Genomic DNA, 16,639 nt, shown 5'->3' with positions numbered 1-16,639 from the left:
AGCGGAGAGAAAGGAGATGGGTCGCACCTCAAATTTCGCTCATGTTGTGGGAGTCCTTTCTGTTTTAGCCTGTTGCCCCCTTCCTAAACAGGTTCGCGGATTGAATTGGAAAATTTATCATCCGTCTTCAATAATTTAGGATAACTTTCCTTCTAACTGTACTCTTGTTGTCAATTCTGAGCCTATTTATCCTATAATAGCATGAAAACACCTTTTACTATTTGTCTTATTGTAAGCTCTTTTATCCATTGTTTAGCTGGCTTCAGTCAATCTGCCTCATCTACGGTTGAGCTTGAGCCTGACACCACCGCACTACAGCAACAGTACGATATCATATTTGCTAATTCATCACAATTATATAACGGGCCTGAATATGCCGACTATTCATTACGATTTAATACCCGTATTGGCCACCAGTTTTATATGTGGTCCGACAAGCAACTGGGCACCATTGTATACAACAAGCAATATTATTCCGGCCTGTTATTGGCGTATGATATAGTATTAGACCAGGTTGTATTATCATTCCCCAATAGCCCATTCAGGCTACGAGCAGTAAATGAGAATGTAGATGAATTTACTATCAACAACCACCATTTTATTAGAGTGGTAGCTGATAGCATTACTGAAAAAACTCTTTCTACCGGCTACTATGAACTATTGACCTCTGGCAGTGCCCAGGCTCTAGCCAAGCGCAGCAAACACATGCAAAAGCAAATCAGACAAGGCAAGGTAGAAGCTGAATTTTCCTCGAAAGACAAGTTTTTTTTACAACACAATGGGCATTATTACCCCGCCGATTCTAAAGGCAGTATTCTACGTGCTTTTACTAGTCATTCGAAAGAAATGCAGCTGTATATCCAATCTAAAAAATTAAAATTCAATAAAAAAAATATTGAATCTACATTAGTCAATCTAGCCACTTATTACAATGGGCTACCCAATAAATAGCATTCTATTTTTCTGTGTATTTATTCTTGCTCTACTTTTTCGCTCTTTATGAAACACGCTTACGCAGTACTGCTCCTTCTGTGCGGCTCCATGCTTCCTTCTGCCGGTTACGCGCAGCAAACCGACAAGGTGCTGGATGGCACTTTTACCCGCGTACCCTTTGAGCAGTTTGCCCGCCTGGTTGAAAGTCAGACCAGCTACCGGTTCTATTTCAATGCGGCCGCTACGGATAGTCTGTTCATTACTCTGAAAGCGCAGAACTTGCCGGTAGAAGCGGCCCTGGAGCAGGCGCTGCGCCCCACGGCTTTCCGCTTTGCCGTGGACGACGAGAAGCGCGTGTTCGTTACGGTGGGCAAACCCATCGAGGCAACTCTGCCCGGTATTTTCTTCCAGAATACCACCGAAGGCCCGGCAGTTGCCCGCAACTACCCAACTCCCTCCCAGCAGACCACCCCCGTTGGCCGGTCGCGCTACGTGCGTGAGGCCGAATATGTGGTGCACGACATTGGCACGGGCAGCAGCACGGGCAGCGGCAAGGCCACGCTGGCCGGTCACGTGCGCGACCTGAAATCGGGGCAGCCTATTATTGGGGCAACGGTGTACACCGAAAACCCGGACGTGGGCACGAGCACCGACCAGTTCGGCTACTATTCCCTCACGGTTCCGGTAGGCCGCCGCGACATCAAAATCCGGGGAATTGGCGTGAAGAACACGAAACGGCAGGTGATTTTGCGCGGTGACGGCCGGCTGGAAATTGAGGTCGAAGAGGATATTACCTCGTTGAAGGAAGTGGTAATTGAGGCGGAGAAAGACAAGAACGTGGCGGGCATGCAAATGGGCCTGACGAAGCTGGATATCAAAACCATCCGTCAGGTACCCACAGCCTTCGGCGAATCCGATATTCTGCGGGTAATTCTGACGCTGCCGGGGGTAAAATCGGTGGGGGAAGGCAATACGGGCCTGAATGTGCGGGGCGGCGCCACCGACCAGAATCTGATTCTGTTCAACGGCACCACCATTTATAACCCTTCCCACCTGTTTGGCTTTTTCTCGGCCTTCAACCCCGATATTTTGCAGACGGTGGAGCTCTACAAGAGCGCCATTCCGGCCAAGTACGGCGGGCGGCTGTCGTCGGTGCTGGAAATTACTACCCGGGAGGGCAACCGCAAGAAGTTCTCCGGCTCCGGGGGCATTGGCCCACTTACGGGCCGCCTGACGCTGGAGGGGCCCATTGTGAAGGATAAAAGCAGCTTTATCATCAGTGGGCGCAGTAGCTACTCTGACTGGATTTTGCGGCGACTATCCAACAGCTCCTTCCGCAACAGCACCGCCTCTTTTTATGATGTGAGTGCCCACGTCAGCCAGCAGTTCAACGAAAAAAACAGCGTGTACGCTACCGGCTACCTCAGCACCGACCGGTTTCGGCTGGCCAGTGATACCACCTACCAGTATATCAACCAGAACGGTAGTCTGAAATGGCAGCACAGCTTCAACAACAAGATTTACGGCGTATTCACGGGCGCCTACAGCCACTATGGCTACGATATTACCAGCGAGAAAAACCCGGTAACGGCCTCCCGCCTGCAGTACGGCATCAAGCAAACCAACCTGCAAGCTGACTTCAGCTACTTCCCCAACACCAAGCACACCATTGATTTTGGTGTGAGCAGCCTGCTGTACCGGATTTCGCCGGGCAGCCTGAAGCCCAACGGGGAGGGTTCCCTGATCATACCCGACGTGCTGGCCCGCGAGCAGGCCCTGGAAAGCGCCCTTTACGTTTCGGACCGGATTGACGTAAGCCCACGCTTCTCGGTGGCGGTGGGGTTGCGCTACTCCCTGTTCAATGCCCTGGGCCCGCGGGACGTGTACCAGTACGCGGCCGGCCTGTCCAAATCCGAAAACACCATTACCGATACGCTGCGCTACGGCTCAGGCAAGGTGCTGGCTACCTACCACGGCCCCGAGTACCGTCTCTCGGCCCGCTACGCCCTCACCGACAACTCCTCGGTAAAGCTCAGCTACAACCGCACCCGGCAGTACATCCACCAGCTTACCAACACGGCCTCCGTGTCGCCGGCCGATATCTGGAAGCTCTCCGACGCCAACGTGCGGCCCCAGGTGGGCGACCAGTACTCGGTGGGCTTCTACCGCAACTTCAAATCCAACACCATTGAAACCTCCGTGGAGGCCTATTACAAGTCGTTGCGGGATTTTGTGGACTACAAGAGCGGGGCTACCCTGATTCTGAACCCCCACATTGAAACGGACATTGTGAATGCGCTGGGCAAGGCCTACGGGGTGGAGGTGCTGGTGAAGAAAACGACCGGCAAGGTGAACGGCTGGCTCAGCTACACCTACTCCCGCTCCCTGGTGCGGGTGAATGCGGCCACCACCTCCGATATGGTGAACGGGGGCCGCTACTACCCCAGCAACTTCGATAAGCCCCACGATGCCACGCTAGTAGGTAACTACCGCTTCAGCCGCCGCATTAGTGCCTCCCTCAACCTCACGTACAGCACCGGCCGGCCCATCACGCTCCCGCTGGCCAAGTACACCATCGGCAACTCCACCCGGGTGTACTACTCTGACCGCAACGCCTACCGCATTCCGGATTATTACCGCGCCGATTTTGCCCTGAACATGGAAGGCAACCACAAGGTGAAGAAGCTGGCCCACAGCTCCTGGACGGTGGGCGTGTACAATCTCACTGGGCGCCGCAACCCGTACTCGGTTTATTTCAAGTCAGAAAACGGGCAGATTCGGGGCTACCAGCTGTCCATCTTTGGCCAGCCCATTCCTACTATCACCTATAATTTCAAATTCTAGATGCATCCTCGCCTTTCCATACTATACACGGCCGCGTTGTGGGTAGTGGCCCTGCTGCTGCCCGGCTGCATTGATTCCTACTCGCCTGAGGTGCTGAGTAGCCCCCGACATTTCCTGGTGGTTGATGGCTTCATCAATAGCCAAGGGGTTACCACTATTTCGCTGCAGCGCACCATTGATATTACCACCAAAACGCCCCCACCACCCGAAAAAGGCGCCGTTGTTTCCATTGAGGAAGAAAACGGCGCCCGGTACGTATTGCCGGAAGGCGCAGTAAAAGGCACCTACTCCTCGGCCCCGCTCACACTGAACCCCCAGAAAAACTACCGGCTGCGCATCCTTACAGCGACCGGCAAGGAGTACGCTTCCGCCTACACGGCCGTTAAAACCACCCCTCCTATCGGGGACATAACCTGGCAGGCCAGCGACAAGGGGGTGGATATTTCCCTCAGCTCGTATGATGCCTCCGGCCAGACGCGGTATTACCGGTGGGAGTACGCCGAAACCTGGGAAATAGCCTCCCCCTATAACCCAACGGTTGAGTACAAGAACAACCGCATGCAGGAAATCACCACGCCTTTCCCCACAAGTTGCTGGTCGACGGGCACCTCCTCCGATATTGAAATAGCCAGCACTGTTCGGCTCACGGAGGACAGAGTTTCCAATTACTTACTTCGCTCCCTGCCTACTACCACTGACCGGCTGCGCATACGCTACAGTATTCTGGTAAGCCAGCACGCCCAAACCGCCGAGGAGTACATGTACTGGGAGCTGTTGCGGAAGAACACCGAAAATATCGGCACGCTCTTCGATCCGCTTCCCTCGCAGCTGACGGGTAATATCCGCTGCCTGAACGACGAGAATGAGTTAGCCCTGGGCTTTATCAGTGCGCATTCGCTGGCGCAGAAACGCCTGTTCATCGGCCGGGGCGAGCTTCCCCGCACGTGGCTCATTCAATCCGGCTACGAAGGCTGCCTGCCGCCTGACACCGTGAAACTCTATACCGGATTCAAGTCGCCGGCGGAAATATTGAAAGCGGCCTTTAGTATCCCGGGCTACCTGCCAATTAATGAAGTGGATGGAGGCTACACGGCCAGATCCCGCGAGTGTATTGATTGTCGACTGCGCGGCACCGCCGTGAAGCCCGATTTCTGGCCGTAGTTCTTGATAAGCTGCTATGTATTACGCTAGTACTCTATTGCGAAGCAAAACCGCCACTACCCGTTACCGCAGCCTGCTGGTGGCCCTGGGCCTGGGGCTGACAGCCGCCAGCGGCGCGGCGGCCCAAGCCGCCCCCGATTCATTGGGCGGCCTAACGCGCGTTTTCAGACGCTACCAGCGCACGGCCATACCCGAAAAGCTGTTTCTGCACCTCGACCGGCCTTTTTACACGGCCGGAGAAACCATGTGGTTTAAGGTGTACGCCGTGGATGGCACTTCCGGCCGCCCCCTGCCCATGAGCAAAGTGGCCAATGTGGAGGTGCTCAACCACGAAAATAAGCCCGTACTCCAGGCCCGGGTGGAGCTCCGGCAGGCCACCGGGCAGGGCTCCTTCACCTTGCCAGCCTCCCTGGCTTCGGGCACTTACACGGTGCGGGCCTATACCAACTGGATGCAGAATTTCGGGCCGGAATATTACTTCCACAGCTCCGTAACGGTAGTCAATACGTTTGCGGCCTCCGGCACGGCCGCCCAGGACTCGATTAAGCCTTACACCGTTCAGTTCTTCCCGGAAGGCGGTAATCTGGTGCAGGGCCTGCCCGGTAAAGTCGGCTTTCAGGCCACCAGCTCCAGCGGCAAGGGAGTGTCCGTGGAGGGCAAAGTGCTTACCCAGACCGGCGCGGTTGTGGCTACCTTCAAAACGCTGCGCTTCGGCCTGGGCAGCTTTAGCTTTACCCCGGAAGCGGGCAACACCTACACGGCCGTAGTAACCCAGGGCAAGGGCAAGCCGGGGCGCTACCAGCTGCCCCCAGTGTATGCGCAGGGCTATGCCATGCGCCTGGAACGCCCGGTCAACGCCCCGCTCACCATAACCGTGCGCGCCACTACCACCCAGCCCGAAACCGTGTACCTGCTGGGCCACGCCGGCCAAACTGTAGCCGTGGCCGCTCAGGCCACTCTACGTAACGGTGGCGCCACCTTCACCGTGGAGCCCGGCCAGTTGCCCGATGGTATTTCGCACTTTACCCTGTTTAACGCTGACCGCAAGCCGCTGTGTGAGCGGCTCTACTTCCAGCCCCCCCGCAATAAGCTCACCGTAACCGCTCAAACCGACAAGAATCACTACGCCCTGCGCGACCAGGTGGCCCTGAGCCTGGCTACTGCGGCCAGGGCGGGGCAGGCTCTGGCCGCCAATTTGTCGGTGGCCGTGTACCGGCTGGATTCATTATCGAGCCCACGGCCCGCGGATATCAACAGCTACCTGTGGCTGAGTGCCGACCTGAAAGGCGAGGTTGAAAGCCCCGAATACTACTTTACCGCCACCGGGCCCGAGGCCGCCGAAGCCACCGATAACTTAATGCTCACCCAGGGCTGGAGCCGGTTTCGATGGGAGCAGGTACTGGCCTCCGCGCCGGCCCCACTGCCCTATCTGCCCGAGCTGCGCGGCCCGCTGGTGCAGGCCCGCCTGACCCAGCCCGGCACCGATATTCCCCGGCCGGGCGTGACGGCCTACCTGGCCTCGCCCAGCCGCCTTACCCGCCTGACCAATGCCGTGAGCAATGCCGATGGGCTGGTGCAGTTTGAGGCTGACGCGGCCCGCGGTACCCGGGAGTTAATTATTCAGACAGACCCGCGCCAGGATAGCACCGCGCAAATCAAGCTACTCTCGCCATTTTCCGGCCGCTATGCTCCTGCTTTGGCTCCGGCATTTAGAGCCCTGCCCAGCCTGGAGGCGGCCTACACGAAACGGCACTTCCAGACCCAGGTACAAACCATCTTCGCCCCCAAAGAAGCCCTGCGCCCCACCCCGGCCCCGCCCGATAGCCTGGCGTTTTATGGCAAGCCGAGCGAAACCTATTTCCTGGACAAGTACACTCGCTTCAAAGTGTTGGAAGAAGTGATGCGGGAATACGTACCGGGTGTCATGGTCCGCATCCGCAAAGACGGTTTCCACTTTATGGTGCTGGATAAGGTCAATAACGCCTTCCTGACCGAAAACCCGATGGTTCTGCTGGATGGAGTACCCGTTTTCAGCGTGAACAAGATGATGGCCATGGACCCGCTGAAAATTCAGAAGCTGGAGGTAATCGACAGCCGCTACTTCCACGGCTCCACCGTGTACAACGGCATCGTGAGCTACACCACTTACAAGGGTGATTTGGAAGGTTTTGAGCTGGACCCACGGGCCCTGATTCAGCAGTACGAGGTCCTGCAAGCGCAGCGGGAGTTCTACTCGCCCCGCTACGATACACCCCAGCAGAAGCAAAGCCGCCTGCCCGATATGCGCAACCTATTGTACTGGAACCCAAGTGTGACTACCACGGCCGCCGGCCCCCGCAAGCTGGAGTTTTATACCGGCGACCAAGCCGGCCGTTATCTGGTAGTTGTGCAGGGCCTTGCCCCTAACGGGCAGGCTGGCAGCAGCCGCACTGTGTTGGAGGTGAAGCCCGCACTGTAACCGGCCGGGCCGTTTTTTAGCAAAGCCACTCTGCCTGGGCGGGGTGGCTTTGCGTCTTTTTGTGGCGCCTGTCCCGTATCCGCAACTCCGGCCGGCTATCCGGGGTAGTATACACCGCCACTTTTTCTTTTGGCCGGTTATATACTTATCCGGCGCGGCGGCTACCGTCCGCGCTTCTCTCCTTCCGTACCTTCGCCCGCATGACTCCTGACGCCCCCGCCGCCCAGCCCCATAAGCTTTTCCTGCTCGACGCCTTTGCCCTGATCTACCGGGCCCACTTTGCTTTCAGCAAAAACCCGCGCGTGAACTCCAAGGGCCTGAACACTGGGGCCATTCTGGGCTTCACCAACACGCTGGTGGAGGTGCTGCAGAAGGAGAAACCCACCCACATTGGGGTGGCCTTCGACGCGCAAAAGAAAACCTTCCGCCACGAGCAGTTTGCCGACTATAAAGCCCAGCGTCAGGCTATGCCCGAGGATATTGGGCTGGCCATTCCCTACATCAAGAAGATTATCACGGCCTTCAACATCCCCATTCTGGTGGTGGATGGCTACGAAGCCGACGACGTGATTGGTACCCTGGCCCGCCGGGCCGAGCAGCAGGGTTTCGGGGAGGTGTTTATGATGACGCCTGACAAGGACTACTGCCAGCTGGTGACGGACTGCGTGAAGATTTACCGCCCCGCCTTCATGGGCAACGCCGCCGAGGTGCTGGACGTGCAGCACGTGCTGCAGCGCTTCGAGATTGAGCGGCCCGAGCAGGTAATCGATATTCTGGGCCTGCAGGGCGACGCCTCCGACAACATTCCGGGCATTCCGGGCATCGGGGAGAAAACGGCCAAAACTCTGATTCAGAAGTACGGCTCGGTGGAAAACCTGATTGCCAACGTGGACGAGCTCAAGGGCAAGCAGCAGGAAAACGTGCGCAACTTCGCCGAGCAGGGCCTGATGAGCAAGGAGCTGGCCACCATTCACTTGGATGTGCCCATTGAGTTCCACGAGGAAGGCTTGCGCATGGAAGCCCCGAATGTGGAAGCTCTGCAGCAGCTGTTTGAGGAGCTGGAGTTCCGGCAGCTGGCCACCCGCCTATTGGGCGGGGGTAGCCCGGCTGGCACCAGCGCTGCTGCTCCTACCCCGCGCGGGGCCCGCCGCCCCAAAGTGGCCGAGGGCCAGGGCAGCTTGTTTGCCTCCTCCGCCGATGCGGCCGTGGGCATTGCGGCCGAGGAAGGCGAAACGGGCAGCTTCGGCGCCCCGGCCGGCCCACGGCGCACCCTACAGGACGTGGACGTGCGCTACCATCTCATCGACACGCCCGAGCTGCGCAAAAGCCTGCTGGAGTTTCTGCTGCAGCAAACCGAGGTCAGCTTTGATACCGAAACTACCGGCCTCGACACCATGACGGCCCGGCTGGTAGGCCTGAGTTTCTGCTGGCTGCCCGGCGAGGCCTATTACGTGCCCGTACCCCACGACGACCACGCCGCCGCCCAGGACCTGCTAAATGAGTTCTGCCCCTTTTTTGAGGCCCGGCAGATTACCAAAGTGGGCCAGAACATCAAGTACGACCTCACCATTCTCAAGCACTACAACGTGCAGGTGAGCGGGCCCCTGTTCGACACCATGCTGGCCCACTACCTGCTGGAGCCCGATATGCGCCACGGCATGGACGTGCTGGCCGAAACCTACCTGCACTACACCCCGGTGCCCATTACTGACCTCATTGGCCCCAAGGGTAAAAACCAGAAAACCATGGCCGATATTCCGCCGGCCGAGGTGAAGGACTACGCCTGCGAGGACGCCGACGTGACCCTACAGCTCAAGCACGTGTTTGAGCCCATGCTGAAAGAGGTAGGCCTGCTGGATTTGCTGAACGAGGTAGAAAACCCGCTGGTGCCGGTGCTGGCCGACATTGAGTACGAGGGCGTGAAAATCGACTCCTCCGCTATGGGTGAGTACTCGGCCGAGCTGCAGGGCTACATTGTGGATATTGAAAAGCAGATTTTTTTGGAGGCCGGGCAGGAGTTCAACATTGGCTCGCCCAAGCAGTTGGGTGAGGTGCTGTTCGATAAGATGGACCTGGGCCGGGGCAAAATCAAGAAAACCAAAACCGGCCAGTACGCCACCGGCGAGGAAGTGCTCAGCCAGCTGGCCGCCGATGCGCCCATTGCCGGCCTCATTCTGGAACACCGCCAACTCACCAAGCTGCGCAGCACCTACGTGGAGGCCCTGCCCCAGTTAGTGTGCGAAGCCGATGGGCGCGTACACACCAGCTTCAACCAGGCTGTAACGGCTACCGGCCGCCTCAGCAGCACCAACCCCAACCTCCAGAACATTCCCATCCGCACGGAGAAGGGCCGGGAGATTCGTAAAGCCTTCGTGCCCCGCGACGCCGACCACGTGCTGCTGGCCGCCGACTACTCGCAAGTGGAGCTGCGCATCATGGCCGACTTCTCGGGGGATAAAACCATGATTGAAGCCTTCCGCCAGGGCCTCGACATTCACACCAGCACCGCCAGCAAGGTATTCCACGTCCCCCTCGACCAAGTGGATGGGGAGATGCGCCGCAAGGCCAAAACCGTCAATTTTGGTATTATCTACGGTATTTCAGCCTTTGGCCTGGCCCAGCGCATCGGTATTTCGCGCAAGGAAGCCACCGAAATTATCGATACCTATTTTGAGGAGTTTGCCTCGGTGAAGCAGTTCATGGATGAAAGCATCAATAAGGCCCGGGAGTTGGAATACGCCACTACCCTGCTGGGCCGCCGCCGCTACCTGCGCGACATCAACTCCCGCAACGCCACCCTGCGCGGCTACACCGAGCGCAACGCCATCAACGCCCCCATCCAGGGTACCGCGGCCGACATTATCAAGAAGGCCATGATTAACATTCACGAGTGGCTGCGTGCGGAACGCCTCAAAACCCGCATGATTCTGCAGGTGCACGATGAACTGGTGTTTGACGCCGTGAAGGAAGAAGTGGACTACATCACCCCCAAGATCAAAGAGCTGATGGCCACGGCCTTACTACTGCCCCACGGCGTGCCGCTGGAAGTAGAAGTAGGTACCGGTCAGAACTGGCTGCAAGCTCACTAATACGTGCCTAACACTATGGACCAGCCCACTAAACAAGGCATTATAGCAGAGTTGATTAATCTGCTCACTGAGGCCAATGCCCACGTTACGTTTGAGGAGGCGTGCGCCGGCCTTACCCCGGCGCAGTGGAACCAGCACGTACCGGAGGTCCCCTATACCATTTGGCAGCTGGTAGAGCACGTGCGTATTGCCCAGTGGGATATTGTGGAATTTTCCCTTGGTGCCGGGCATACTTCACCCGACTGGCCCACCGGCTATTGGCCTGCTACCTCCGCCCCCGCCGACGAAACCATCTGGCAACACACCCTCGACCAGATTCAGGCTGACCGGCAGCGGTTCATAGCTCTGCTACAAAGCCCAACTACTGATCTGCTGGCGCCCATTCGGCACGGCGACGGCCAAACGCTACTGCGCGAGGCAATGCTGATTGGAGACCACACGGCCTACCACACCGGCGAAATCGTTTTGATTCGGAGGTTATTGCACGCCTGGAAATAGGAAGATGGTAGTGGTTGGGTGTTAATCTACGGCCCTTACCAAGCAAGAGTGCTGGGACAGGCCGCGGTATATCCGCGGCGGTAGCGGGCCCGTATAGCCGAAGTAGCCGGGCAAATCCTGGCGTACTCTCATGCAGCAACCTCCTCATACCACCACTTTGCAAAACGTAGCCCGAGGGCTGTTGGGCACCTTTATGCTTGTGGCCGGCACTGGCCACCTCACGTTTGCCCGTCAGGAGTTTCAAGCCCAAGTGCCAGATTTTGTCCCTCTGGATAAAGACACAACCGTACTAGCCTCAGGCGTAGTGGAAATCGGCTTGGGTCTGGCCTTGCTGACGCTGAAAGGCAAAAATCGGGTACGCATGGGTATTGGGCTGGCAGCTTTCTATGCGGCCGTTTTCCCCGGCAACATTCACCAATACACCCATCATATTTCCGCTTTCGGCCTCGATACCGATGCCAAGCGGTTTGGGCGGCTGTTCATGCAGCCAGTGCTGATGGGTGTGGCTCTGTGGTCGACGGGGGCGTTAAATGCGCTGGAAAAGAAATCCTGACACTGCCCATGCTGGCCCAAACTGCTTGTTTAAAAACCACTGGCCCCGAAGCTGGTAGTATAGTATATGACAGATTCCTCTTTCGATGTGGTGGTGGTTGGGGCCGGGCCGGTGGGCTTGGCCTGCGGGCTGGAAGTGCAGCGGCGCGGCCTCTCCGTGTGCGTGGTGGACAAGGGTGCGCTGGTGAATTCCATTATTGGCTACCCTACCAACATGGAGTTTTTCTCTACCCCCGAGCTACTGGAAATAGGCGGCTACCCCATGACGACACTACACTACAAGCCGCTACGGGAAGATGCCCTGGACTACTACCGCCGCGTGGCCTTCACCGAGAAACTTCCGCTCCGCCTGTATGAGCGGGTAATTGGTCTGGAAGGCTCCCTGGATAACTACACCGTGGTAACGGACAAGGGCCGCATTCGGGCACGCTTCGTTATTGTTGCTACTGGCTTCTACGATGTACCCAACCTGCTGCGCGTGCCCGGCGAGGACCTGCCCCACGTTACGCACTATTATAAGGAGCCCTACGCCCACGCCGACCAGGACGTGGTGATTATCGGGGCCAAGAACTCCTCGGCTAAGGCTGCGTTGCAGCTACTGCGCGCCGGGGCCCGCCCCACGCTGGTAGTGCGCGGCCCGGAAATCAGTGAGTCGGTGAAGTACTGGATCCGGCCCGATCTGGTGAACCGCATTAAGGAAGGCCGCATTGGCTGCCTGTTCAATAGCACCGTGGCGCGCATTACCGCCACCACCGTGGAAGTGCACACGCCTGACGGTTCGCGTACTCTGCCCGCTCAGCACGTATACGCCCTCACCGGCTACCATCCCGACTTCTCCTTCCTGGCCGCGCTGGGCATCACCTGCGGCACCGACGCTGCCCAAACGCCCACCCACAACGCTGATACGCTGGAAACCAACCGCCCCGGCCTTTACCTGGCCGGCACCGTGTGCGGGGGCCTCAATACCAGCCGCTGGTTTATTGAAAACGGCCGCTACCACGCCCAACTCATAGCCGCCCGCCTGGCCGGCGAGGCCCGTCCGCAGCTGCCCGCAGTGTTGCAACAGGTGCAGCTCTCGTAGGCGCTTTTCATCGACAGTCCTCCTCCATAGCTTCTCATGCGAAGAGCCCGCCTCCAGTTACTGGAAACGGGCTCTTTACGTAATATTACAGCTACCTACTACTACTTAGGGCAACAGCAGGGCGTTGTAATCGATGGGATTTACCTGCGGCACTGAGGCCCCATAGGTGGAGTTGATTACCTTAATGAACTCATTGGCAATTACGGCATAGCCACGCGAAGTGGGGTGCACGCCGTCCAGCGAGAACAAGTTGCCCCGGATAAAGCCGGCGTTATTAGCCGTTCCGTTAATGGCAATGCCACCCAATGCTACCGTGGTGAAGAACGAGTTCATATCAGCCAGACCCACATTATACTGGCGGGCGGTTTTGGCAATGATATTATTTAGCTGCGTAGTGCGGGTTTGAATGGCGGTAACTTCGGCAGCATCCAGCACAAACTGGCTAGGCAACGGGTTGGCCTGCGTGCCCGAGTAACCTACTCCTACTGGCAGAGGATTGCCCGGAGTAGTGGAGGCACTACCAATTACAGCCGAAGATGGCAGAACCAGCAGGTCATTGGCAGTAGCCTCCCGCACAGTACCGGTGCCGGTAGTAATGTATAGGCTAGCAGCAGCGGCGTTTGGCAAGTTTGGGTTGGCCTTGATGCCCGCAATGATAGTTGGCACGGTTACGGCCGTAAAATACGGCACGTTGGTTACGTTCGGAATGTTGGCTACCACGCCTTTCACCGTACCCGTTTTGCTGATGGTGCGCACAATATTGCGGTACCCCCGGCCGAAGCTGGTGGTGTCCGTCAGGTTGCTGAAGGGGTTGGAGGCTACTGCTACTGCCCCGTTGGTAGCATACGTGAGCACATCGTTATTGCCTAGCCAGCAGGTGAAGAACGTGGCATTCTTGCGGCTGATAAACGTGGTGTAATCTGTAGTACCACGGTCAGCGGCTGGTAGCAGACGCTGGTAATAGTTATTGAGTAAGCCGTAGCCCTGCGCCAGCGCAGCCACCTGCGGCACGGCTGAGGCTGTGCGGTCGGCGCTGAGAACCGAAATACCGGGCACACCTAGGTTGTTCGGCTGTACAGTGTTGAACGGTGTCAGTTCCATAGCACCCGTTGTAGGGGTAGGCAATGGCAAACGGTTGCCTGTGAAGGCCAGTTTGTAGTCTGCTGGGTTATTGGTGAAAGTCTGGGGAGTAGTCTGGCCGGCCAGCGTAGCAGTAGTGCTCTGGCCGGGCGACAGAATGATGGGCGAACCGGCGGTGGTAATACCGTAGAACTTCAGGTAGCCCGACCCGTCGGCGCGCTCGGGTGCAAAGGTGGGCGACACAAACTCGCCCCCACCTACTTTGGCAAACTGCTGGGCCAGAATGGCAGGGTACGAGGTGGTGATACCAAAATTAGCCAGTCCGCCGCTCTGAAAACCGGCGGTGAGGGAGTTACCGATGGCCACGTAGCTGGTGAAGTCAGCGGAGCCTCTGTCGGCGCGGGGAGCATCCAGCTCGGGCTGGCAGGCGGCCAGGCCCAACCCCATCAGGGCTGCTGCCGACCAAGTTTTCTTAGAGGAAAACATATTCATAGAAGTAGAAGCAGCAAAAATTAGAAGGTGTAGTTCAGGCCCACACCGGGCACAACTACCTGCGTTTTGTAGGTACCGGCCACGCGGTCGGTGGTACCGTTATTGATCAGGTCGGCTTGCGTTTCAGTGCGCTTTTTGAGGTTCACGAACTGCGTGCTCAAATCAACGCTGAAATGCTCACCAAACTTGTAGGAAGCACCCAAGGTACCAGTAATACGGTCGGCATCCGGCGTTTCGGGGGTTACGTAGCCGTCGCGCACTGGGGAGTTGTCGTAGGCACCACCGGCGCGCACCGTCAGGCCGCTCGTGATTTGGTACTGGCCACCCAGGCGGAAGGTGAGGGCATCCTCGTAGTAACGCTTGGAGGAACTCACGGTTTGGCCGTTTACGGGGGCATTAAACCGGAAATCAAGCGTTTTGTAGGCGCTCCACTCCACAAAGTTCACGTCGAAACCGATGGTCAGCTTCTCGTTCGGCATTACGCCAATGCCCACCGAGGTAGTAGCAGGCAGGGGCAGCGTGGCGCCGAACTCGGTGGCCTGGAAGTTAGGCGCCGCCGTGCCCGACAGGTTGGTGAACTTCACGTCGCCACCCTTCACCTTTGCGTCAATTTTGGAGCGGTAACTTACCCCAATGCTCAGCTTTTCCGAAGGCTTGAAGAACACCCCGGCGTTGAAGCCAAACTTGCGCTCAGCTTTGCCATCCAGTTCAATGCTGGCAAAATCACCGCTAGCGTTCTGGGCCGGAATGTCGCGCTTCAGGTTCACGGAGCCCAGCGCCAGATACGTCAGGCCTGCACCTACACTCAGGTTATCCGTAATGGCGTAGCTCACGGTGGGCTGCACGTAAATAGACTTCAGGTCAATTTCCGTGAGGGCGAAGCGGCCTTCCCAACCGGGGGCATACTCCAGCTTGTTACCGAAGGGAGTATATACGGCAATGCCCACCCGGAATTTGCCTTCCGTAGGGCCGAAGCCCACAAACGCGCTGAAGGGGGTAGTGGTATTATTCTGCAACTCGCGCTGCACGCTGCCGTTTTCGGCGCGGAAGGCTTGCCGGGCCAGCGTGGCGCTTACGCCAAGCTGCACGCCGCGTTCCTTCACCATGGCCAGGGCACCGGGGTTGTAGAACATGGCCGCTTGGTCCAGCGACAAGCCAACACCCACGCCGCCCATGCCGTTGTTCTTCTGGCCTGCCAGGGTTACCTGGTAGCCACCCGCCGAGGCTGCCGTACCCGAGAGCAGCGCCCCTCCCGCGAGGAGTAGAGATTGTAGCTTCATGTTGAAGTAAAAGAGGTGAGTGAGAAGTTGGGGGTTAGTGCCCTAAATGTAGGGAAAAATGCCACTATTTACTCGGCGTGCCGAATAACTTTCTGTGGTAGAAACGCGCAGTTGGTGAGTACTTCCTCAGCTATATTATACATGGCAATACTGCCGTACTCCAGCATTAGGTGAGTTCTTTACTTGGTAAGCGTTACTTCCCGGGAGTGGAGGTCCAGCACCTGGCCCGCCACCACCAGGTGTACCCGGAAGTTTTGGCCGCTGACGGGCTCCCCCCGGCCAATGCGGCCCAGGTTGCTGCCGGTGAGGTGGCGGCCATCCACTACCATCACCACCCCATCCCCGAAGGCCTCGGCATAGCGCCCCTGGCGAATGATAAGGCCGGTTTCCTCGGCCAGACCCAGACCCAGGCACATGGGGTGGGCCAGCAGGGCGTGGGCCAGTCGCCCAAAGCGGCCCCGCTCCACAAAGTGCTGATCAATGAGCAGGCGGGGCAGTAGGCCCAGGCCGTGGCTGGTGAGCATACCACCCTTTCGCAAAGCCCGCCACCCGTAGCCCTGCACCACCATTAGCTCGGGCATCACGGCGGCCCCGGCGCTGGTACCGGCAATGATGAACTCAGGTTCCTGCTCATACCGCTCCTGCAATACCCGCAGAAACTCCGTGTTCAGCAGAAAGTCGGTGATGCGCTCCTGGTCGCCGCCGCTGAAGAACACGAGGCCGGCCTTGCGCAGGCGGCGCAGCGTGTCGGGGGCATCGGCGGGGTGGTGCTCACTGATGCGCAGGTGCCGGGCGCTGGTGCAGCCTAACTCTCGCAGGGCCCGCTCGTAGGCCCGGGCCGAGCGGGCATCGTCGCGGGAGGCTACCGTAATAATTTCAACTGGCAACCCGGAGTTGGGCAACATGTCGCAGAGCAGGGCCAGCAGGGCATCGTCGTCGCCCCCGCCGAGGGCGACCAGCGTACCGAGCGGCTGAACAGTAGACGAATGGGGCATATAGGGCGGGAAGGAACTAAGGCCAAATGTACGCGGCCCGCGCAATTCGGCAACCAGCGGCCATGCCGGGCCGCCCGCGCCGGCCTACCAGCAGGCAAAGTCCTGGCCGTACGGTTGGGTTTCGCGTATAGGCCACCGAACTGGTCAGAAACTTGGCCGCAGGGCACGGAAACCGG

General features: G+C 58.1%; 11 protein-coding genes. 8 read left to right on the top strand and 3 right to left on the bottom strand.

Going from position 1 to position 16,639, the window contains the following annotated elements; genetic code table 11:
• Positions 1 to 201: 201 nt before the first annotated feature.
• The 8 genes from ABIB60_RS13810 (at position 202) to ABIB60_RS13775 (ending at position 12,616) form a co-directional block, all read left to right on the top strand.
• Positions 202 to 951: a hypothetical protein gene (locus ABIB60_RS13810; RefSeq protein WP_354580659.1), complete on the top strand. Its 750-nt coding sequence runs from the start codon at positions 202 to 204 to the stop codon at positions 949 to 951.
• A 90-nt stretch (positions 952 to 1,041) separates the two neighbouring features.
• Positions 1,042 to 3,777 (top strand): TonB-dependent receptor, encoded by a 2,736-nt coding sequence (locus tag ABIB60_RS13805; protein WP_354580658.1) that lies wholly within the window; start codon positions 1,042 to 1,044, stop codon positions 3,775 to 3,777.
• Positions 3,778 to 4,938: a DUF4249 domain-containing protein gene (locus ABIB60_RS13800; protein WP_354580657.1), complete on the top strand. Its 1,161-nt coding sequence runs from the start codon at positions 3,778 to 3,780 to the stop codon at positions 4,936 to 4,938.
• A gap of 16 nt (positions 4,939 to 4,954) precedes the next feature.
• A complete protein-coding gene (locus tag ABIB60_RS13795; RefSeq protein WP_354580655.1) occupies positions 4,955 to 7,396 on the top strand; it encodes an MG2 domain-containing protein in 2,442 nt (813 codons plus the stop codon).
• Positions 7,397 to 7,596: 200 nt separating this feature from the next.
• On the top strand, positions 7,597 to 10,485 hold the full coding sequence (gene polA / locus ABIB60_RS13790) for a DNA polymerase I (RefSeq protein ID WP_354580654.1): 2,889 nt from the start codon (positions 7,597 to 7,599) through the stop codon (positions 10,483 to 10,485).
• Positions 10,486 to 10,500: 15 nt separating this feature from the next.
• On the top strand, positions 10,501 to 10,983 hold the full coding sequence (locus ABIB60_RS13785) for a DinB family protein (protein ID WP_354580653.1): 483 nt from the start codon (positions 10,501 to 10,503) through the stop codon (positions 10,981 to 10,983).
• A gap of 130 nt (positions 10,984 to 11,113) precedes the next feature.
• Positions 11,114 to 11,536, top strand: coding sequence for a DoxX family protein (locus tag ABIB60_RS13780; protein ID WP_354580651.1), 423 nt, complete (start codon positions 11,114 to 11,116; stop codon positions 11,534 to 11,536).
• A gap of 66 nt (positions 11,537 to 11,602) precedes the next feature.
• Positions 11,603 to 12,616, top strand: a complete 1,014-nt coding sequence (locus tag ABIB60_RS13775; protein WP_354580649.1) for a YpdA family putative bacillithiol disulfide reductase — start codon at positions 11,603 to 11,605, stop codon at positions 12,614 to 12,616.
• Positions 12,617 to 12,721: 105 nt separating this feature from the next.
• Here ABIB60_RS13775 and ABIB60_RS13770 read toward each other — a convergent pair whose 3' ends face one another.
• The 3 genes from ABIB60_RS13770 to ABIB60_RS13760 form a co-directional block, all read right to left on the bottom strand.
• On the bottom strand, positions 12,722 to 14,182 hold the full coding sequence (locus ABIB60_RS13770) for an SGNH/GDSL hydrolase family protein (protein WP_354580647.1): 1,461 nt from the start codon (positions 14,180 to 14,182) through the stop codon (positions 12,722 to 12,724).
• Between the two features lie 26 nt (positions 14,183 to 14,208).
• Positions 14,209 to 15,468, bottom strand: coding sequence for an OmpP1/FadL family transporter (locus ABIB60_RS13765; RefSeq protein ID WP_354580645.1), 1,260 nt, complete (start codon positions 15,466 to 15,468; stop codon positions 14,209 to 14,211).
• Positions 15,469 to 15,647: 179 nt separating this feature from the next.
• On the bottom strand, positions 15,648 to 16,463 hold the full coding sequence (locus ABIB60_RS13760) for a cyanophycinase (protein ID WP_354580644.1): 816 nt from the start codon (positions 16,461 to 16,463) through the stop codon (positions 15,648 to 15,650).
• Between the last annotated feature and the right edge of the window lie 176 nt (positions 16,464 to 16,639).

The sequence above is a fragment of the Hymenobacter sp. UYP22 genome (genome assembly GCF_040547285.1).
In the GTDB taxonomy this organism is placed as follows: Bacteria; Bacteroidota; Bacteroidia; order Cytophagales; family Hymenobacteraceae; genus Hymenobacter.
Note: the sequence above shows the minus strand (reverse complement) of the source record. Positions and strands in the feature narration are given on the sequence as shown.